This is a genomic window from uncultured Vagococcus sp., from assembly GCF_963518325.1.
GTDB lineage: Bacteria > Bacillota > Bacilli > Lactobacillales > Vagococcaceae > Vagococcus_D.
Genome location: NZ_CAUQJB010000004.1, coordinates 246,641 through 266,833 on the forward strand (window position 1 = coordinate 246,641; position 20,193 = coordinate 266,833).

At 40.1% G+C, this 20,193-nt stretch carries 18 protein-coding genes; 4 read left to right on the plus strand and 14 right to left on the minus strand.

Features of this window, described 5'->3' with window-relative positions:
* Positions 1-33 precede the first annotated feature (33 nt).
* From pgmB to RWN13_RS05985, 4 genes are all read left to right on the plus strand, one after another.
* The gene (pgmB, locus tag RWN13_RS05970) at positions 34-690 is read left to right on the plus strand and encodes a beta-phosphoglucomutase (RefSeq protein WP_314061504.1); all 657 of its coding nucleotides are present in this window, start codon (positions 34-36) and stop codon (positions 688-690) included.
* Positions 691-979: 289 nt separating this feature from the next.
* Entirely contained in the window at positions 980-1,756 is a 777-nt protein-coding gene (locus tag RWN13_RS05975; protein WP_314061506.1) for a MurR/RpiR family transcriptional regulator, read from the plus strand.
* A 124-nt stretch (positions 1,757-1,880) separates the two neighbouring features.
* Positions 1,881-3,434 (plus strand): maltose/glucose-specific PTS transporter subunit IIBC, encoded by a 1,554-nt coding sequence (malX, locus tag RWN13_RS05980; RefSeq protein ID WP_399553635.1) that lies wholly within the window; start codon positions 1,881-1,883, stop codon positions 3,432-3,434.
* Between the two features lie 11 nt (positions 3,435-3,445).
* Positions 3,446-4,633, plus strand: a complete 1,188-nt coding sequence (locus RWN13_RS05985; protein WP_314061576.1) for a MalY/PatB family protein — start codon at positions 3,446-3,448, stop codon at positions 4,631-4,633.
* A 737-nt stretch (positions 4,634-5,370) separates the two neighbouring features.
* Here RWN13_RS05985 and RWN13_RS05990 read toward each other — a convergent pair.
* The 14 genes from RWN13_RS05990 to RWN13_RS06055 all read right to left on the minus strand — a co-directional run bounded on the left by RWN13_RS05990 (position 5,371) and on the right by RWN13_RS06055 (position 20,191).
* Complete coding sequence (locus RWN13_RS05990) at positions 5,371-6,255, minus strand: type II CAAX endopeptidase family protein (protein ID WP_314061510.1); 885 nt, start codon at positions 6,253-6,255, stop codon at positions 5,371-5,373.
* A 245-nt stretch (positions 6,256-6,500) separates the two neighbouring features.
* A complete protein-coding gene (locus tag RWN13_RS05995; protein WP_314061511.1) occupies positions 6,501-8,669 on the minus strand; it encodes a DNA topoisomerase 3 in 2,169 nt (722 codons plus the stop codon).
* Between the two features lie 172 nt (positions 8,670-8,841).
* Entirely contained in the window at positions 8,842-9,759 is a 918-nt protein-coding gene (locus tag RWN13_RS06000; protein WP_314061512.1) for an oxidoreductase, read from the minus strand.
* Between the two features lie 115 nt (positions 9,760-9,874).
* A complete protein-coding gene (locus tag RWN13_RS06005; RefSeq protein WP_314061513.1) occupies positions 9,875-10,456 on the minus strand; it encodes a polymer-forming cytoskeletal protein in 582 nt (193 codons plus the stop codon).
* A 262-nt stretch (positions 10,457-10,718) separates the two neighbouring features.
* On the minus strand, positions 10,719-11,708 hold the full coding sequence (gene galE, locus RWN13_RS06010; RefSeq protein WP_314061515.1) for a UDP-glucose 4-epimerase GalE: 990 nt from the start codon (positions 11,706-11,708) through the stop codon (positions 10,719-10,721).
* A gap of 512 nt (positions 11,709-12,220) precedes the next feature.
* Positions 12,221-12,838 (minus strand): hypothetical protein, encoded by a 618-nt coding sequence (locus RWN13_RS06015; RefSeq protein ID WP_314061516.1) that lies wholly within the window; start codon positions 12,836-12,838, stop codon positions 12,221-12,223.
* 285 nt (positions 12,839-13,123) lie between these two features.
* A complete protein-coding gene (locus RWN13_RS06020) occupies positions 13,124-13,657 on the minus strand; it encodes a hypothetical protein (protein WP_314061518.1) in 534 nt (177 codons plus the stop codon).
* Positions 13,658-14,252: 595 nt separating this feature from the next.
* Entirely contained in the window at positions 14,253-14,441 is a 189-nt protein-coding gene (locus RWN13_RS06025; RefSeq protein ID WP_314061519.1) for a hypothetical protein, read from the minus strand.
* 20 nt (positions 14,442-14,461) lie between these two features.
* On the minus strand, positions 14,462-14,776 hold the full coding sequence (locus RWN13_RS06030; protein ID WP_314061521.1) for a recombinase family protein: 315 nt from the start codon (positions 14,774-14,776) through the stop codon (positions 14,462-14,464).
* A 32-nt stretch (positions 14,777-14,808) separates the two neighbouring features.
* The gene (locus tag RWN13_RS06035) at positions 14,809-15,375 is read right to left on the minus strand and encodes a recombinase family protein (protein WP_314061522.1); all 567 of its coding nucleotides are present in this window, start codon (positions 15,373-15,375) and stop codon (positions 14,809-14,811) included.
* A gap of 81 nt (positions 15,376-15,456) precedes the next feature.
* On the minus strand, positions 15,457-15,810 hold the full coding sequence (locus tag RWN13_RS06040) for a hypothetical protein (protein WP_314061523.1): 354 nt from the start codon (positions 15,808-15,810) through the stop codon (positions 15,457-15,459).
* A 60-nt stretch (positions 15,811-15,870) separates the two neighbouring features.
* Positions 15,871-16,392, minus strand: a complete 522-nt coding sequence (locus tag RWN13_RS06045; protein ID WP_314061524.1) for a hypothetical protein — start codon at positions 16,390-16,392, stop codon at positions 15,871-15,873.
* A 40-nt stretch (positions 16,393-16,432) separates the two neighbouring features.
* Complete coding sequence (locus RWN13_RS06050; protein WP_314061525.1) at positions 16,433-16,777, minus strand: hypothetical protein; 345 nt, start codon at positions 16,775-16,777, stop codon at positions 16,433-16,435.
* A gap of 81 nt (positions 16,778-16,858) precedes the next feature.
* Entirely contained in the window at positions 16,859-20,191 is a 3,333-nt protein-coding gene (locus RWN13_RS06055; RefSeq protein WP_314061527.1) for a hypothetical protein, read from the minus strand.
* Between the last annotated feature and the right edge of the window lie 2 nt (positions 20,192-20,193).

Genomic DNA, 20,193 nt, shown 5'->3' on the forward strand with positions numbered 1-20,193 from the left:
ATTTAACAAAAACGTTTTAGGAGGAATAATTACATGTTTAAAGCAATTGCCTTTGATCTAGATGGTGTCATTACCGATACTGCCAACTATCATTACCAAGCTTGGAAAGCCCTAGGAAAAGACTTAGGAATTTCGATTGACCGCCAGTTTAACGAGGAACTAAAAGGGATTTCCCGAATGGCCTCCCTAGAAAAAATATTAGCCTTTGGAAACAAAGAGAACCAGCTTTCTGACACGCAAAAAAAGGAGCTGGCTGCTAAAAAAAATGCTCATTACTTATCACTCATCAAAAAGATTTCTCCAAAAGATATCTTACCGGGAATTAGTGATTTACTAGTAGAACTGAAAGAAGCCAAGATTCAACTAGTGATCGCCTCTGCCAGTAAAAATGCACCCATTATCTTAGATGGTTTAGGTATCAAAGACTATTTTGACGCAATCATTGACCCAGATAGCCTGGCAAATGGCAAGCCCGATCCAGAGATCTTCACGCGGTCTGCTGAAGTTCTCGGTCTATCTCCCAGCGACTTAATAGGAATTGAGGATTCTGCAGCTGGCATTCAAAGTATTAATGGAGCCAACATGTTTTCAGTCGGCGTAGGCGATGCCACATCTATGAGAGAAGCCGATAGTCGCCTTCCTTCTACGGCTGGACTTTCCCTTGATTACCTAATCCGCGTATTTAACTAGCTACTACCAGTAACGCCCTCACTCCTGCAAAGAGTTGGGGCGTCTCTTCGATTTCCACAAAACTAATTATTCCCCCTTCTAAAGACTATGGTAAAATATAACTATATACAAATGGTGCCCTTTAGTTGGCCAAATCATCACAACCTATCCTTTTAGTCAGCCGAATTAAGAACCAAATGTCTCGTAATGATGAGGGGTTATACCGACCTGCCTGAACGATTAGCAGATTCTATAATCCTTCCTAACCTGTCAATTATCGGATTAAAAACCACACTTAGGAGAACACAACATGGAACTATTTTTCAAACGACTCATTCAACGCAAAGAACAACTAAGCCGCTTAGAAAACCAAGTCTTAGAATATATGATGGAACACCCTAGGGAGGTTGTCGAATCCACTTTGGAAGAACTTTCAAAAAAAATCTACGCCTCTACTGCTACCATCAGTCGAACCTGTAAAGCCCTTGGCTATTCAGGTTATCAGGAATTGCGCATCGTCTTAACCCAATACGTCTCACGAAAACCAACAGAACCAAAGGTCATTAGCGAAGACTCGCCAATCAATGGGACCAGTCAGCGAGTTTTACGTGAAGTCACAGGAACTCTGAACCAATTAGCAACCTTTGATTTAGATAAAGCCATGAAAATGATTCAAGATAGTCGCACGATTGAATTTATTGGGGTTGGCGCCTCTTACACCAACTGCGTCGAAGCTGCCCGTAAACTGACCTTTGCTGGACGTCCCAGTAACGCCCGTGAAGACTGGGATGAGCTACGAGCAGTCGCTCAAGCCATGACTTCTGCTGATTTGGCGGTAGTTGTCTCTTACAGTGGCGAAACCTTGCACATCATGGAATATACGACCATTCTAACTAATAATCAGGTGCCTATTTTAGCCATTACTGGTGATACCCACAATACCTTAGCCCAGCGAGCCACGCTCAACTGCCCCGTCACGATTGAAACACGTTACTTGGACACCCTTGACCTCAGTTCACGAGTGCCATTAAGCCTGGGACTAGAGTACATCGTTCACGCCTATATCTTGGAAAGTCACGGGCTGTAAACTCATACAGAAAATGTAACACCATTCTTAATACCCCAGACTCATTGTGAAAGCGAAATCAGAGGAGTACACTGGGGTTATCAATTTAGGAATAGTTTTCCTAGAAAAAAATGGAGTGAATCGAATGAAGAAAAAGCAGTCCTTTTGGGAATTTTTTCAAGGTTTAGGCAAGACGTTTATGTTACCGATTGCATTGTTAGCCTGCATGGGGTTATTTTTAGGGATTGGTAGTGCCTTTACCTCACCTACTACCCTTGATGTTTTACCTTTTTTAAATCAGGAATGGTTACAAGTAACCTTCCAATTTATGTCGACGATTGGTGGTTTTGCTTTTACGTATCTGCCAATTATGTTCGCCATGGCAATTCCTCTAGGTCTTGTCCGCTATGAAAAAGGCGTTGCCGCCTTCTCTGGATTTGTCGGCTTCGTTGTGATGAACTTATCCATTAATTTTTATTTAACCCTTAACAATCGAATTGTTGAAGCAGACCAAGTGAAAGAAGTTGGTCAAAGTTTTGTCATGGGGATTCAAACCATCGAAATGGGTGTACTAGGTGGCATTATCGTGGGGATTATCGTTTACTTACTCCACAATAAATTTTATGATATTGTATTGCCCGATGCCTTTGCCTTCTTCGGCGGCTCACGGTTTGTCCCAATTATCTCGGCCGTTGCATTAGGAATTACTGGTCTGATCATCCCCCTTATCTGGCCTATCTTTGCGATTGCCATTACTGGCATCGGTCAATTAATTCAAAAATCTGGCGTTTTTGGTCCCATGCTTTTCGGGACAGGGGAACGGATTCTTTTGCCATTCGGCCTTCACCACATCTTAGTCGCCATGATCCGCTTTACTGAAGCTGGTGGCACGCAAATTGTCGATGGGGAAACCGTCTCTGGCGCGCTCAATATCTTTTATGCACAATTAGCTAGCGGTGAACCCATTAGTCCCGCAGCTACCGCCTTCCTGTCACAAGGAAAAATGCCAACCTTCATGTTTGGTTTACCAGCCGCTGCCTTAGCTATGTATCGGACAGCACGTCCTGAAAACCGTCGCATGGTTAAAGGCTTACTATTATCCGGCGTATTCGCCACATTTGTAACAGGAATTACCGAACCAATTGAGTTCCTCTTCCTATTTGCAGCACCTTTATTGTATGCCTTCCATGCCATTATGACCGGCTTAGGCTTTATGGTCATGGCCATTTTAGGCGTCACTATTGGCAATACTGATGGTGGTATCTTAGACTTTATCATCTTTGGCGTTCTTCAAGGGACAGATACGAAATGGTATCTAGTCTTAATCGTAGGAGCCATTTGGTTCGCAATTTATTACAGCGTCTTTACCTTTGCGATTAAAAAATTCAACATCAACACACCTGGACGTGAAAAACAAGACATCCAAGTCAGCGATGACGAAGCTGCCTTTAAGAAAAAAGGCAAGTACGATAACGAAGGCATTCTGATGGCTCTTGGCGGCAAAACAAATATCGATTCATTGGATAACTGTATCACCCGATTACGTCTAGTCGTCTCTGATATGAGTCTAGTACAAGAAGCCGAACTAAAACAATTAGGCGCATTAGGAGTCGTTAAATTAGACGATCACAATGTTCAAGTTATTATCGGTAGCCAAGTTGCCAGTGTTAAAAATGCCATCGAACGCATGATGGAATAAAGGAAGAGATAATAGTGAAAAACAAATTTGATAAAGTAACCAACCGACTAGGAACGTTTTGTACACAGTGGGACTATATCGAAGATCGTTTTGGCGAAAAAAAACTTTTACCTTTTTCCGTCTCCGATACCGATTTTAGCGTCCCTGTCGAAATAACTGACAGTCTGAAAAAACGCATGGAACACGACATCTTTGGCTACACCCGATGGAATCACCACACCTTTAAAGACGCCGTTCTTCATTGGTACGACAGCCGTTTTCATTGCCAATTAAACAGTGACTGGCTAGTTTACAGCCCATCTGTCATTTATTCCATTAGTCAATTAATCAACAGTCAATCTCAGGAAGGCGATGGGGTCTTAATTCAGACCCCTGCCTACGACGCATTTTACAAAACCATTAACGCCAATAATCGACAAGTGATTGAAAATCCATTAAGCTATGAAAATGGTCACTATGAGATTGATTTTGCTTTATTAGACACCCAACTTGCCGTTCCAACAACTAAAATACTCTTACTTTGTAGCCCCCACAATCCCACAGGTCGAGTATGGCGCAAAGAAGAACTAGAGCAACTCATTGAGTTGTGCCATAAACATCATGTCTTTCTGATTTCTGATGATATTCACATGGACGTGTTGCGTCAAGGACAACAGCACATTCCTTTGACCGAATTAAGTACAAACAAGATGGCCATCTGCACGTCAGCCAGTAAAACCTTTAATATACCAGGGCTGATTTTCTCTTACGTTATCATCCCCGATCCAGCTGTCAGAGAGACTTTTTTAAGACAATTAAAAGAAAAAGACGGCCTCTCATCCAGCAGTATCTTTGGCATGTACGCCACTGTGGAAGCTTACAATCACTGCAACTACTGGGTGGATGAACTAAATGAGTATATCGATTCTAACTTCACGGTTGTCGAAGACTATTTAGAGACACATTTACCAACCATCACCCTAGCTCATAGTGAAGCCACCTACTTGGCCTGGTTAGATGTTAGCCAACTGCCATACACTAGCGAACAACTCCAACAAGCCCTCATTACCATTGGAAAAGTCGCAATTATGCCAGGTGCCACCTATGGAACGACTGGTGAACATTTCTTGCGCTTAAACCTTGGCTGCTCTCAGACTAAATTATTGGATGGCTTAAGCCGACTGAAAAAAGCAGTTGATTATTTGAACACTCAACATTAGCTAAGGTAGACACCGTCTAGAATCTAGCGGAAGTGATTTATATATCCAAAAAGTCATTGAATGTACCTTTTGGTCATTCAATGACTTTTTTGTCCTAAAAAAAAAAGCCAGCCTCCTCTTAAATAAACTAAGATTGAATATGTCAATCAGACATTTCTATCTAAAAATCGTCGGCCATAGCGATATATCTATCGCGCGAACAGATTGGCACATAACTATTCCAGTTAGTTGTAAAAAAGTATGAACAGTGACATTCAAAAAAACGCATTGCGCAGTGCTAAATAGTAAGGACAATCCAATGAGCTACTAACACTACCCTTTGATTGAGTGTAAGATTAGCTCCCTCTCTATGTGATATCCAGAAACCAATCGGAAGCGTTTAATTCCTCAATGGCCACCCTTACGTTTCCCATCATCTTTAGCCCTTTCATTCATCCAATCTAACTAATCTATTTAAAACCATTGAATCAACTGTAGACACGGGGATTCGATGGTTTTAATATAATGGCATTCAGACTTTTCCAGTTGTCTTTTAACTAATGTGTCGTCCGAATAGCTTTTCACTTCCGCCAAAAGCACTACTGGATTGCCCGTTTCTCCTAGGAGCCAATTCGCCCTTTGTTAACGAATTTATTTTGCACTATCACATCAATCCCCACCATCATTTCTCATTCTGTTTCCTCTTGCCTACTTTTAGCTAGCCAATTCACCCATAAAGCCGTCTCATACTAGCCTTTCTAACTCAATTGGGCAACCAAAATCATGACCATCATTCCCACGCAAATTAGACTATACACTATCATCCCGGGATTCAAAAATAACTCTCGAGTAGGGACTTGATTATTTGGCGTGACATTCTCTTTTAAGAAACCAAATTCTTTCTTACGAATCATCTGAACCATCATCACCACAAAACCGCTAATTACGAGTAATAGCCACACACTTAAAATACTAATCCCAATGGTGTTTGTGCCGACCAGCATCGGTAAAAAACCACTGATAAAATTAAACATAATGTGAAACAAGATGGGGTAAAGAATATTGCCAGTCTGCCAAAGCAATCCCCCTAAGACAATCCCCAAAACCGTGGCGTATAAACTCTGACTAATATTCTGATGAAACAAGCCAAAACACACACTGCTCACAATGATAAAATTCTTCTTTCCGAAAGAGGCTAACAATTTGTAAAACAACTGTCTAAATAGAAGCTCCTCAATAATAGGTGCTAAAATAACTACGATGACCAAGTTCTGAATAAGACCTAGTTGAGAAATGCTTTCTCCAGCCACATTACCATTTTTACCTGTAAACTGCATGAACAACACATTAAAACTAAGATTAATAAAAGACGACGCTCCGATTGCTAAGATGGATAGCCTTAGCCATTCTTTGACTGTCGGAGAAGCTTTTTTTGATAAGGTTGCTCGTGACATCTGTCGTGTTAACCATAACAGTAGTGGCACACCAATCAGATACATCCCAATGTAACTTGACATCATTCCCCCAATCACGCCTGAAAATATTCCCGGGGCAAGACTCATCAATCCAACTGAGACTACCTGTCCCAATAAAACAATAAGCGTTAAGCCAAACCCAATGTGACTCATTTCTTTCTTTTCCATGACACAACACCTCCTGATTTTGAGCCCACTACCAATGCTCTTCGTTCTGATTCCCGAATATCGCAGTATGAGTAGACCTTCTTAAACTAAAGTAACGCTTTCCATTTTTATTTTAAAATAATTAGCTCGGTAAAAGGACTTTCCAACCTAAACGGTCATTTTTTCATCTTAAACTGTCAGCCCGATCTCAAAATAAGCGGAAGAACCCCCACAAGTGGCCATTCTTCCGCTTAAACAAGTGTTACTTATTCTGTTGTCCGACTAGGATTTGCAAAGGAGATCGCATCCAAATAACCTTTTTCGTTGGCTTTAATCGTCGCATTATAGGTTGATTTATCCGGTTTTTTAATACCTGTCACCAACGTTTCGTTACCTTCCAACAATTCTTTTAAATTTTTTTTCGTTAATTTTTTTTGTCTAAAATGATTGGCCATGGTGTACTTGCAGTTCGGATAGCTACCACACCCATAAAATTCACCTTTCGATACCATGGAACCGCCACATTTTGGACACTTGCCAACCACCGTTCGCTTCGACTTATACTTGGACTTAAACCCTTCTTTTACTTCATACGAAGAAAAATCCACACGGTCAACTTGACTGGGAACTGCCTCAATTAAGTGAGTGATAAATTTCTGAATATTAGCCAGGAAAATATCCGCGTCTCCTTCTTTGCGACCGATTTTCTTTAAATAAGTTTCCCACTTAGCCGTCATTTCAGCACTGGCCAGCAACGGTTCACTTTCAATCGCCAGACACAAAACCTTGCCCTTTTCCGTCACAATCAAATTGTTTTTTTGTGCTTGAATATAGTCCCGATTTTTAATGGTTTCAATAATCGACGCTCGGGTAGCTTCTGTACCAATTCCTTCAATTTCCTTGAGCATCTCTTGAGCCTTTTCATCATCGACTGTCTTACCAGCTGTTTTCATAGCCGTGATTAGCGTTCCTTCAGTATAAGGCTTCGGTGGCTGTGTTTCTTTTTCCACTAAGCGAATATTCGCTAAAATTGTCTCACCCGTTACGACCTTTGGCAATAAAACAGTTTTCTCTTTTTTATCTTCTTTTCCAAATAATTGCTTCCACCCTTGGACCGTTGGCACTTGCCCCTTAGTTTTAAATAGCAACTCAGCGACTTTCGTGTCAATCACTGTCTCTAAATACTCATAATCCGGTAAAAACATGGCAACCGTGGTTTTGGCAATCAACGTATAAATTTTTTGTTGCAAAGGAGGCAACTTACTAAAACGCTCCTTGCTAGGAACTTGCTTCGTCAAAATAATCCCGTGATGCTCTTGGACTTTTTTATCGTCCACATAACGCTTGCGAGGCTGAGTTTGAGGGGTCTCATAATCAATTCCCAAAAAAGATTTATAAGTCGGCAGTTTATCCTTTAGATAATTGAATTCATTCATCGTAATATAAGGTGTGTCAGTCCGTGGATAGGTCAAAAGCTTGGCCTCGTACAAACTCTGAACCGCCTTTAAGGTGTCACTGGCACTGGCTTTAAAAAGCTGATTAGCCTTACTTTGCAAGCTGCTCAATGAGTACAACATGGGACTGCTGGTCCTTTTGTCCCGCTTTTCAACATTAGCAATCACTCCATCTTGGACGCCTACTATCGCCTGTTTACTGGCTAAAAATGCCAATACATCCTCACTGGTTTTAAACTGTTTGGCGGGGCTTAGACTCCCCTTAAAAATACCACCTGCCGCTTTAATGTCACTTTCCACCTCAAAATAAGGTGTTTTCTTAAAGTTTTCAATTTCCAACTGTCGTTTATAAATCAGATAAAGAGTCGGGGTTTGCACACGGCCTAAAGAAAAGACCCCTTGGATGCCTTTTTTCTGCAAAGCCAAACTATACAAGGGACTACCATTCATCCCGATTAACCAATCACTGATTTGCCGAGCCCGCGCCTCCTGATAATAGGGAATGTAATCCAGCCCTTCCCTTAACTCACCAAAACCTTGACGAATTGATTCCTTCTCTAAACTGTTAATCCATAATCGTTTATACGATTTATTTTTTTTATAAGCATTGGCTTTAATAATGATCGACCAGGCAATGTTTTCCCCCTCACGGTCACTATCCGTTGCCACAATGATCGTCGTAGCCGCCTTTAATAAATCCGCCACAATCTTAAACTGCTTTTTCTTGTCCTTCGGCACCACAAAATCATACTTGGCAGGAAAAATCGGCAAATTCGCCAAATTCCATTTGCTCCACTTGTCTTCATAATGCCCCGGTGGTGCCAGTTCAACCAAATGACCAAACCCAAAGGTGATAAACGTTTCTTCTTGAAACAGATCATCTGTTATGGCAAAATAACCATCTTTTTTAACAGACCGTTGAAAGGCTCCTGCATAAGCCAATGCTTGGCTAGGTTTTTCAGCCAGAATTACGATACTCATTTTCTTACACTCCTCGTTGCGTTTTACATCATCCACAACCCCTACGATTAAAGGATTTCCTAGTTATTATACCATAAAGCCCCTCAAAAAAATCGACACCCCCTAACGGACATGCCAATGATTAAATCAGATAAACAAATAGACTAGCTCATCTGTCAATAAAGGCCAACAACTAAAAATGATAGGTCACACCTGTCAGTTCTTCCGAAATTTGCCACAGTCTTTCAGACACCTGTTGATTGTCTAACTCGTCAATAATCCTATCCTGTTTTGGGTAGCCTCTGCGCTTTTTTTTACCATCTGGGCCAATATACTCGCCGCCTGTCACGCTTGCATCAGTCGCCGCATAAAGCGTAGGTAAAGCGCCCATATTAGCCGGTTGACTCACACGATTTTGTAAAAATCGCAAAAATGGATTGGCTGTTTTCCCTGAGCCACGTGAAAAAAGATTAGACTGGGAAAAGCCTGGGTGACAAGTTAAACTAATTGTTTCCAGTTGATTAGCAGTTAATTGACGTTGCAGCTCTCTGGCAAACAACATATTAGCTAATTTACTTTGTCCATAAAACTCAATTGCCTTATAGCCTTTCCGGCCATCCAAATTATCAAAATCAATCTTAGCGTGATGAGCCGCTAAACTACTGATAGTTACCACTCTTGAATGAGGGGTAACCTTGAGACGGTCCAACAACAAGCCTGTTAAAGCAAAATGACCTAGGTGGTTAGCTCCGAATTGTGATTCAAACCCATCTTGTGTCAATTGAAGAGGCAGAATCATAATCCCTGCATTATTAATTAGTACATCCAAGCGCAGATATTGCGCCTTAAACTCACTAGCAAAACGTTGAACACTTGCCAAATCAGCCAAATCCACTAACATCATCCTCACCTTCGCCTGAGGAACACCTGATAGTATCTTTTGGACAGCCAACTTGCCTTTACGACTATTACGCACAGCTAGAATCACCGTCGCTCCTTTTTCTGCTAATACCCAAGCCGTTTCATAACCGATCCCACTACTAGCCCCTGTCACAATGATCACTCGATCTGTTTGATCGGATATTTGATCAGTTGTCCATCTTTTACGCATTTTTTTCACGTCACTTTCATAAAACACTATCTCTATCTTAACTGCTACCCTTTATGATAGCAATAAAAAAAAATGACTGGAAGCGTTAGCTCCAGCCATTTCATTGTTCACTATTTTATTCAGCGACAGTTGTTTCGCCAGTAACTGACGCACCATCTTTATCTAATACTGCTGAATCTTTGTATTCAGCTTTTTCAAAGACAATGTTACCATCTACTTTAGCAGCATCTAAAACAAAGCCATTCGCTTTAACTTCGATATCACCTTTGACAGTACCGTGAACGATGTTAAAGTTTTCTGATTCAACAATAACTTTTGGTGCAGTAATTGTGTACTCATCTGTCACTTTACGATCGTCATCTTGAGCGTATAAAGCTAGTTTACGATAGATGTCACCTGATGTTTCACCTTTATCATGGAATTCACCAGCTACAGTTAGGTCCTTATCAAAGGTCACGTCACCAGTTACTGCTACAATCCAATTTCCATCGGCACTTAAAGCTTTTTCAATCACATCTGCTTTATCACTAATAGACGCACCAGTTACCACATCTTCAGAAGATGTGCTCTCTTTAGTTACCTCTGATGAAGAAGCACTTGAGCTTTCAGAAGTTCCTTTATCCGGACTACATGCAGCAAGACCTCCTCCTACAACTAATAAAGTGGCAGCTAATGTAACAATCTTGACATATTTCATTGAAATTCTCCTAACGTTATTTTATTTAACATCAGAATTATACTATATTTTTCATGATAATAGTAGTAATATCATTTAGACTCTCTAAAATGTCCAATTACTTTATCAATTTATCTGATAAGTTGTATTTTTTTAAAATACGTACACAAAAAAATATAATCGATATTTAACTTAAAAAATCATTTTGTGTTATTAAATATGAACTATTTTTCATATTAACTCAAAAAAACCTTGAACATGACGCTTAAGAGAACCCCTTGCGTTAATCCTCGTACCCATTTGGCTTAGCTGAATGCCATTTCCAGGCGCTCTCAATAATATCTTTCAGATTCGTGTAATGGGGTTGCCATTGTAATAACGCCGTCACTTTTTGACTTGAAGCAACCAAACGCTTGGAATCACCGGCTCTTCTTGCCACAAACTCAAATGGAATTTCTTGATGGGTATACTGCTCCACACTTTTAATAATCTCAAACACTGAAAAACCTGTGGAGCTCCCAACATTAAAGATGTCACTGACATTATTTGTTAAAATATAAGCCATCGCTAGTATATGAGCGTTGGCAATATCCATCACATGAACAAAATCGCGAACCGTTGTTCCGTCAGGCGTCTCATAATCATTGCCGAATATTTTAGCAGCCACTCTTTTCTTACTCGCCACTTCTAGAATAACTGGAATCAAATGGGTTTCAGGGGAATGATCTTCGCCGATCAATCCTGACATCTCAGCTCCTGCCACATTAAAATAACGAAGTGCCACGTAGTTAATCCCGTAGGCTTTACGAGACCACTCCATGATCCTTTCCATCATCACTTTACTTTCACCATAGGGATTCTGAGGGTTAGTATCCGCCAGTTCAGAAATAATTTCCACATCTGTTTCCCCATAAACAGCTGCACTTGAAGAAAAGACGATATGCTTAACGCCGCATTCATTCATGGTTTCCAATAGTGTTACTAAACCTGAGACATTATTGTTGAAATAGTTTAGTGGTTCTGTCATCGACTCTCCTGCTAAAGTATCCCCTGCAAAATGAATCACACCGTCGATTGACGCATCCCTTAAAATAGCTTGCAACACCTCTTTATCCCTGATATCTCCTTCGATAAAAACAGCTTGAGGATTGACCGCTTTCTTATGGCCTGTTTGTAAATTATCCAAGACAATGACTTGATGGCCCCCATTAATTAACGCCAATACCGTATGTGAACCAACGTAACCAGCGCCACCTGTGACTAACACTTTCATTCCTCTTACCTCCCTTTACTTTAGTTCCTTTAGTCTATGGCAGTAGACAGCTCCGGTCAATTAAATAACGGTCTTGTGATGTTTTATTAAGCTTTTCTTTAGTAAATTGTCACTGGATTTTACTAAGCTATAGTGAGTGCCTGCTGAAGCAAGTGGAACATCTCCTTGTAAGAGAAATAGCCTTCTCTTCGTCTTCGGCCAAAACGCTGCGACTTCTTGATTTTAAAATCATCCCAACTTTCCCGCCGACTTAAGATAAGGTTTTGTCTGGCTTAAGCTTTCCTTTATCATAGCGCCACAAGACTTTATCCTGCTAGAATTAGTTTAGCAAACCAAGATCACCACGGCCAATCGAGATATCAGAAATACGCTCTCTTTTGCCCTATACTAATAAAAAGTCTACAACTCCGAAAATCACCACACTTTTTTTAACATCATTTTATTGTTGACTAGAATGTGATTCTTCTTGTCGCCTAATCCCATGACACTAAAAAACACAAACTCTGCATCCCTTAAAAAATCGCTGAAATCATCCGCATAATGGCCGATCCGATAAATGACAACCGAAAGAAAAAGAGATAGACAAAAAACAAGACAGCCGGTATAGCCGCAACCCAGGATTTCATTCTGTATTTCCACCTTGATCTAGCATAGGACACATTATTTTTCGTCAACTTAAATTTCTCCGTATAAGTCATTTCCAACATATCATAATATCGAATATAGACAGGGTTAAAAATGTTGAAAGGTTGAACCCCAATAAAAAAAGTAATGCCTCGTTTTTGCGAGGTTAAATTTCGCGAATGCTTTTTTGAAAATTTTAATTGCTCCTTTGGAATATAATAATAATTGCTATCCTCAGACAATTCAGCTAGGCTCGTGAATGCTTCCTCATCTTCCATAAAGCGAGGCAATGTCTTGTATCGATTCACAACAAACCCGATACTTCCCAAAATTAGCACCATACTCATTCCGACTATACTTTTTGACGCGCCAACATAAAACAACATGCCAGCAACAACCAACAAAATGGTCAACCCCATTAACATTTTCTGATAATACCTTTTATAAATTGTCTCAATCGTTCTCTTATAATAAGCAAAATCATGAATCATACTCTCTTTATCCATTCTCTCCATCCTTTACATTCGGAAACCAATCTTTGGTGATAGCTGCTAATCAACTAGCACTTGAATAACAGATCCGATTTTTCTTCAATCCAATTTTTAATTCTTATGTCTTCCACCGATAAGGGGGATTTTAATAAAAATACCTGTCAGCTGATCGATCAGTAAATAACTCCCTTACTCCGACTCATAACCTACTTCACAATCAATCCAACCATGGCCGCCACTAAAATAATGCCCATAAATACCTTACACCCCTTAAAAAGATAACACCAACTCCGTTAATGGTTAATTTTCCATTTTCTTGCCAGCCAACTCCACGATCTCAAAAAAAACCGTTAACTCCCCCTCACTCAAGGCTTCCAAAGGCAGACAAATTCCTACCATCTCAGCTGTCATTAAATAGAGTGTCTGTTTGCTCATAAAAATCGACTGAATAGCCGTCCAATTGAAGTGTTCTTTAGTATAACCCTCGTATGAAACGCAAACGCCTTCTCCATCAACTGTCACTTTTTGAGGGCCTAAAATCCGCTCATCATTAGAATTCTTTAATTGAAGAAAACAAATCATCACAGCCATTAAATAAAAGCTAATAAAGATAACGACCAATTGCATAATTTTCGCGAGGATGTCAACATTTTTCATTTGTATGGCGTTAAACATCGTACCAATAAAAAGAGCCACTACCATGGTAACTAATAGTTTAAACGGAAATGACATTTCCCCTATTTTCTTTCTGAATAAGCGAACACTTAGATAATGACTAATCAGAGTCAATGATTGAGCCGAGTGTTGAAACTTAATGCTCATCAGTTTTTCCAACGCCTTTCCCCCTTTTTTAGTCAGGCTTGCGTTTTAAGTTGCTACTTCCATAGAAAATAACGCCCTGTCAGTCACATCGCCCTCCCTTTTGCCCTCTATCTCATAGTTCAGATTGCTCTGGATGTATAGGGTTCTTCAAACCGTTACTACCTTTACTACAGGAAGTTAAATCAATCTTTTGTCTGCTTTCGCTACAACCGAACTCCCACCTGCTTTTTTTCTAAAAAAAAATGTCTATAATCCCATATACAAAGATACACCCCAAAACAAGCCTTTTTCATCTTATTCTCTCAATTGATGCGCCTTCATATCAAGAGAACAGCTGCGTTTCAGGAGCTGTGGAGTCGCACTATAGTTATTCGTTTTTTTGGCAGCCTCCTTCTATTATTATCAAAGACTTCACTTAAGTACAGATGGTTTCGTCGCAATTTTTATCCAGTTGGGAACTAAAATTGCAACAAACAGCTCTTGCTTTTTTTCAACAAATGTATTAGAAAAACACGTACTTGACAGTTGGCGAGTGACACTCCCTCCTGTTAAGACGTGTTTCAAAAAAAGTCAGTTTCATTCTAGTTCCTCAGTGGGCACAATTCCCCTATCCTCGTTGTTCTAACTGTTGAATATACTCATTAGCTTCCATCGTTAACCACCGCTGATAAGACAGATTTTTTTCAGCTTCTACCAGAGCCTGATTCTTTTCCGCCAGTTCTTCTTTAAAAAGCATGATCATTTCCGCCATAATCCGCTGTAGCTCTTCAACGGCTTTGATCTCAACCTCAGACATCTTTCCCACTTCCTTTTATTTTATAATAAACCGTTCACTCGTTTGTAATAATTTAAATGCAACTGTGACGTCCAACTGATAATTTGAACCTGCTTGTATCGTAAACGTTCAAAGATACTCACGATGTGATTAACATCCTCACCCAATACTTGTAAGCTAGCAATCACAACCACATCTAGTGCGTTCAACTTTTCCATAAGCACTTCTAATTCTTCACGACCAACAGACTCTCTATTTTCAATAAAAATTTCCTGACAGTCATAATCCCCCATTATTTTTAATTGTTCATTCGTAGGAAGGGGCACTTCTCTTCTAACATACCCGTATATTGCCATTCTTTCCCTCCTAACCTGCGATAACAGCTAACTTATCTCACCGATTCTCGTGTCTGACACGGAGCGTCCTGATGGATGTACTTATAAACACTTCCTAGCGAAACATCACATTCCGCTGCTATTTTACGCATGGCCCACTTTTTATCATGATACAAATAATAAATCCGTTCAACCTTCTTTTGGCCTATTGTAGGACGGCCAATCGTCTGGCCAATTTCACGTGACAACTGAATTTGCTGTTTTGTTCGTTCACTTCTGCAAGCAAAGTCGGTTTCCACTAATAAATGAAGTAACTCATAAAAACCATAGACTTCTTGACTGTCCAATTGGTCATCAAGACTGATTAACTGAACGTGCTTATTACGACAACTTTCAACAATTGTGTTAAAATCCTTAAATTTTTTTCCAAAGACCTTTAAATTTGTTACAACCAGCACGTCCCCTTTTTTTAGAACAGCCAATAAGGCATCCAGTTCTCTGAACTCCCGTAAGGAGTGTGACTCTAAAAAGACTTCATCACACCCATAAGATAAAATTCCTGTTAATTGTTCTTTTTCACTTGTTGGAAATCCTTTTCTAACATACCCATATGTCGTCATCTGTCGTTTCCCCCTTTTTTATTGTCATCCCCTTGATTTACGATTAATTCTGCTTATTATGATTACTTCCCTCCCCCCTCTTTAATAAGCATCCTCTGGCTCTTTATCCCGTTCCTCCTTTTCTTTCATAATGGAACCATAAGGAGGATGAGCCAATACATCTTGCAGTTCCACACTAATTTCAGCTAATTCTTTTAACGTCAAGTAAACTACCACTGGCAATTTAACCCGTCTTGTCAAGCGCTTATGACAAGCCTGAGATAATAGGTGTTCTTCCCCGTCGTTTTCTAAAAACGGATTGACCACATGCTGATATTTAAACTCATACCAACCATCTGGATCATCTTGACGATAGCGACGCCACACCCAATTAAGCTCCATCACAGCGCGTTTTAATTGTTTGTATTCTTCATAAGAAAGTATCTTCATTTTCATCCTCGTTAGTCTTCTTACCTCAACTTTCTCTTATGACCTGCCAAAACCCTTTAACTATTTTTACTTAATCAAATTGATATACTTATGAACGGTTCCTAAAGAAACACCACATTCATCAGAGATTTCACGAATGGTTTTTTTCTGTGATAAATGAATATACTGAATTTTTTCAATGGTTTTTTTTGTAATCGTCGGCCGCCCACCCACAATTCCTTTTTGATGAGCCACTCGCAAGCCACGGCGAGTTCGCCGACTAACAACTTCTTTTTCATTAATCGCCAACTCATATAATAACGCTAAATATTGCTCATCAGACCTTAGTTCTTTCTTAATAAAATGAATGCGAATCGGTTCTTCCTTGATCATCTCCAACAAGCGAGCCACTTGTGTCAATTGAAGCCCCATACTTGAAAAACTAACCAAGACAATTTGATTTTGTTTATTCGCCGTTAAGAATTTCTCAAACTCACGAAATTCATTTTGTGAATCGCGAAGTTGAACCACGTCTTCACACTCCCCTGTTCCATAAAGGAGTGACAACTCCTCAGCTGACCCTGTTTTGGCTGTGTATCCTATTACCATAATCATTTTCCACCTTTCCATTTATCCCTCAGAACTTTGATTAAGATCGAGTATCCGTTACCAGTTTAAAACGACTAGCCGACCCATGAAATACAGTTGTTTCAGCCCCTTCCAAAGGGCTAAAATAGCCTTCAAAATCACTAAAAACCACTTCTGCTAGCTGCAACTCATTAAACGGTGAACAAACCACAATGTCATCAATGATAACTTCAATTTTTTTTAACTGATGAGCCGTTAAGGCAACAATCATTTTAGTCCCAATTCTAGGTTCTTCTTTCCCTGTTTTGTTTTGTTCACCATAAACCGGCAATAACTTAACCAAAATAAACTTGCCTCCATTAAGAATCATTTGATCATTAAATTTAATATCCTTTATACTTAGCATCCACTTGCTCCTTCTTGAATTATGACAGGCTTCCTCAAAGGCCTGATAGACTCCTGAGGAAAGCCACACTTTTATTTCTCGTTAATCAACTGGTTTTACATCATTCCACGTGTCCTTATTGTTCCAAATAGCTTCCTTTTTATCACCATTATTATCCTTGTATGTCACGGCTATCTTATTTCTGGCTTGATTTAACGGTATTTCAAGAATTTTGGTTTCCACGACTGGGCTGTCTTTTACAGTAAATGTTTTATACGCCTCACCATCAATATAGACGGTGAACGAGGCCACATTAGCATAGTAGACATGCAACTGATCGTTCACCATGGACAGGTAAATGGCATTATCCAGTTTAGGTTTGAGATAGATGGTCAACCAAAAGTCCGTACTCAAATGACTGTCAATGGTGATGGTCTGTTTCTTTTCAGCTTCTTTATGAGGATCATCCTTCGTCGTTAGGACATAGCCCGCCACTTCATAAAAGCCCAGATTAAGTGGCGTAACCCCAAAGGTTTCTGTTTCCTCTTCCAGCAGCAACTCAATTGGCGTAAAACTAACGATCTGGCTATTGACACCTGACTCAATTTTTTTGGTCACTTTATTAGTAGAATGGTCATGACTTTCAATTCGGACCGTTCCTTGATTAGGAACCGCCACTTTATTCGATTGCTCCAAAATAAGTTGTCTGACATTAAGAGCAGTCGCTCGCCGGCGATAGACCAATTTGCCTTCCTGATAACGACTGCCAATCACATAAGCCAACCCCCGATCGGTACCATCCATATTCGTGGCCTTAACAAATTCATATAAGGGAATCCCTTTAGGTTCAACCTGCTGTTGATTGCCAATTCGCAATGCTTGATCATAGATCACATCCCCTTGGACTAAAGGCTGTCCTTTTTCATCATAGGCCTTTAATGCCACTTTTTGAGGAATCGGCGCTTCCCAGGACAAGTCCGTCAGCTCTTCTTTTTCCAGTTGATTGCCATACTGAGAAAATTCCACATAGTAGCCTTGATTACTACCTCCTAAGTGGTTAAAAGGAATATCATTGAACCATTTGTTTTTAAACGCAAAAATCATCGCATTTTCCGTCCCACCACTATTATTTGGTTCATTAGCGACTGCCGACCCACTGTTCGTCTTTCTGACCCACCCATCATAGATTCCTGCAGGTGCCTTTCCTCCGCCATCGAAGGTCGGTTTATCCAGATAAGTAATCCCTGACTCTGGACCATTGCTCCAATACCAATGACCTTTCCCACTGTCATACAAGGTTTCAGGAATACTCCTCTCGTCGTTTACTAAAGAGTTAACCGCTGACGTTTTAGTCAAGCGAGTGCCTCCTAGCCAGCCTGGTTTTTTCGCAATATTGTTATAAATAAAATCATGCTCCTCAGAAGTTGTCACTGTTGCCAGATAACCCGTCAAATTCTTATAAGACTGTTTTTTAGCCTCGTTATAAGCTTGTGGCCACGTCATGGTCTTATTTAAAAAGGTGTAATAATGCGGCACACCCTGATCATCAGTCCATGAGGTATAAACTTTTTCATGGAATATCAACCTAATACTGCCACTTTGATTAACAGGTTCTTTTAACGAAATTCGGAGCGCTTTAATAAACCCATCAATGGTTGCCAGATTATTTTTCCCCTCCATGGCAAAAGTAAATGAGCGGAACCCTTCTCGTTCGCTATTTTCAAAAGAAAACCAACCAGTCGGTAGGGTTAAACTACTAAAATTTTTAATCTCTCCCTCCTTAGGAATCAGTATTTCCAATGATTGCATCTTATTGTCAATATAGTTATCCAGCTTCAAGTTGACTATTTTAGCTTCATCCTTGGTTCGTTCGATCTCAAAGTCAACGTATTGAATCAACTCATCAATCGGATGGCTGGCAATCTCCCCTACATTATTGGCACGATCAACGGCTAGGAGGTGTAAGTACTTATTAGCCCCTTTTTCCCCAGGTACAGTAAAGTTCGTTTCCGTTGTATAAGTCAGTGAATCATCATCCGGGGCCACATAAGCAGCGTATTTTCCTTTGTCGATTCGACCAAAGGAATCCTTGTACCCTTCCACCTTGTTTTTTAAATTAGACGTAGGCGAATCAGTTATTTCATAAAAATACCCAGCAATATTACTAAGGATGACTTCTTTCACCGTGTCAGATTTTTTGACTCCCGCATTTTTCGTGTTGGCATCGATGTACCACTGATACTCTTTGCCGCGGTCAACGGCATCTGTTTTAATAGTCAAGGCCCCATTCTGTCCCGCTCTAATTACCGGTTTACTAGGTTTATCCGGCCCAAGATCATCTTTGACCGTTTGATCACTGGCAAAGGTATCAAGGGACACTTGAGCCAAATTATACAATGAGTTGACTAAAATCTTCATTTCATCCTGAGTGGACTGACCGTTAGAATGTCCCGTCTGAATTAATCCTAAATTATCTTTAGTTAATAAATAATGATTGTTGGTCCCATAGGTGCTATCATTAACCAAATTGCCCCCAGAACCTGCACTGGTTACACCAAAAGGCGCCTTAAATTCAAGCCACTTAGTATTGGTATTAACCCCTGACATCTGAGCAGCTGAGTGGGCAAAAGGAATGGTTAACTCTACACTATTAGCCAGTTCATGAGGGTATTTCATCAAATAGCCATTATTAGTGACCACAACCTTGCTACTTCCCATTCGCAATTCCTTTTTCCACGGATTATTGGTCCCCGTTGAATAAGTCGTTATCCCTAAATAGGTCTTAAAGGTATCAAAATTGGTTAGAGCCGACCAAATCGTATCATGTCCAAAAAGTACCCCACGTCCTGAATCCATAAATTTCTTTGTCTCATCCCGACTGGTAGCATTCAAATCGCGACTGTTATTTGAATCCCAAGTTCCAAACATCAACACATCATAAGTGTAATCACCCTTGGCATTAATCAACGCCCCCTTAGGGTTACTGTTGTATGTTGCCATTGAGATTGACGTCACTTTAATCAGCCCAAGTCCAATCGCTGGATTATCCATCCATTTTTTTAGGGTGTTGGATGCCGCGTTATCTGGGTAAATATTTAACACCTTAACCTCTTTACCAAAATTAACCGATCGATTTTCCCAGCTTACGCCTTGGTCTTCCGATTGATACAACTGATACCCCCCCTGACTTAGATTAGGAACATCATCCCATTTTAAGTCAGCATAATTTTTCTTTGCGGTTGGATCCCACTTATTATCAGCCGTAAGTCTAAACTCCCCTTTTTTAATCACTGTGGAGGCCGTCAACTTACTAAAAAAAGTCTGATAGACCAGCACCCCCATTACTGCTAAAGCTGCCAAACCAACAAGTATTCCCAATTTTTTTAGATGCTTTTTTTGACGATGACTACTAACTCGTCTTTTCCTCTGATACATTT

Coding starts and splice junctions, on each gene's coding strand:
- pgmB (WP_314061504.1), top strand. CDS start 34: ATGTTTAAAGCAATTGCCTTTGATCTAGATGGTGTCATTACCGATACT.
- RWN13_RS05975 (WP_314061506.1), top strand. CDS start 980: ATGGAACTATTTTTCAAACGACTCATTCAACGCAAAGAACAACTAAGC.
- malX (WP_399553635.1), top strand. CDS start 1,881: ATGAAGAAAAAGCAGTCCTTTTGGGAATTTTTTCAAGGTTTAGGCAAG.
- RWN13_RS05990 (WP_314061510.1), bottom strand. CDS start 6,255: ATGGAAAAGAAAGAAATGAGTCACATTGGGTTTGGCTTAACGCTTATT.
- RWN13_RS05995 (WP_314061511.1), bottom strand. CDS start 8,669: ATGAGTATCGTAATTCTGGCTGAAAAACCTAGCCAAGCATTGGCTTAT.
- RWN13_RS06000 (WP_314061512.1), bottom strand. CDS start 9,759: ATGCGTAAAAGATGGACAACTGATCAAATATCCGATCAAACAGATCGA.
- RWN13_RS06005 (WP_314061513.1), bottom strand. CDS start 10,456: ATGAAATATGTCAAGATTGTTACATTAGCTGCCACTTTATTAGTTGTA.
- galE (WP_314061515.1), bottom strand. CDS start 11,708: ATGAAAGTGTTAGTCACAGGTGGCGCTGGTTACGTTGGTTCACATACG.
- RWN13_RS06015 (WP_314061516.1), bottom strand. CDS start 12,838: ATGGATAAAGAGAGTATGATTCATGATTTTGCTTATTATAAGAGAACG.
- RWN13_RS06025 (WP_314061519.1), bottom strand. CDS start 14,441: ATGTCTGAGGTTGAGATCAAAGCCGTTGAAGAGCTACAGCGGATTATG.
- RWN13_RS06030 (WP_314061521.1), bottom strand. CDS start 14,776: ATGGCAATATACGGGTATGTTAGAAGAGAAGTGCCCCTTCCTACGAAT.
- RWN13_RS06035 (WP_314061522.1), bottom strand. CDS start 15,375: ATGACGACATATGGGTATGTTAGAAAAGGATTTCCAACAAGTGAAAAA.
- RWN13_RS06040 (WP_314061523.1), bottom strand. CDS start 15,810: ATGAAAATGAAGATACTTTCTTATGAAGAATACAAACAATTAAAACGC.
- RWN13_RS06045 (WP_314061524.1), bottom strand. CDS start 16,392: ATGGTAATAGGATACACAGCCAAAACAGGGTCAGCTGAGGAGTTGTCA.
- RWN13_RS06050 (WP_314061525.1), bottom strand. CDS start 16,777: ATGCTAAGTATAAAGGATATTAAATTTAATGATCAAATGATTCTTAAT.
- RWN13_RS06055 (WP_314061527.1), bottom strand. CDS start 20,191: ATGTATCAGAGGAAAAGACGAGTTAGTAGTCATCGTCAAAAAAAGCAT.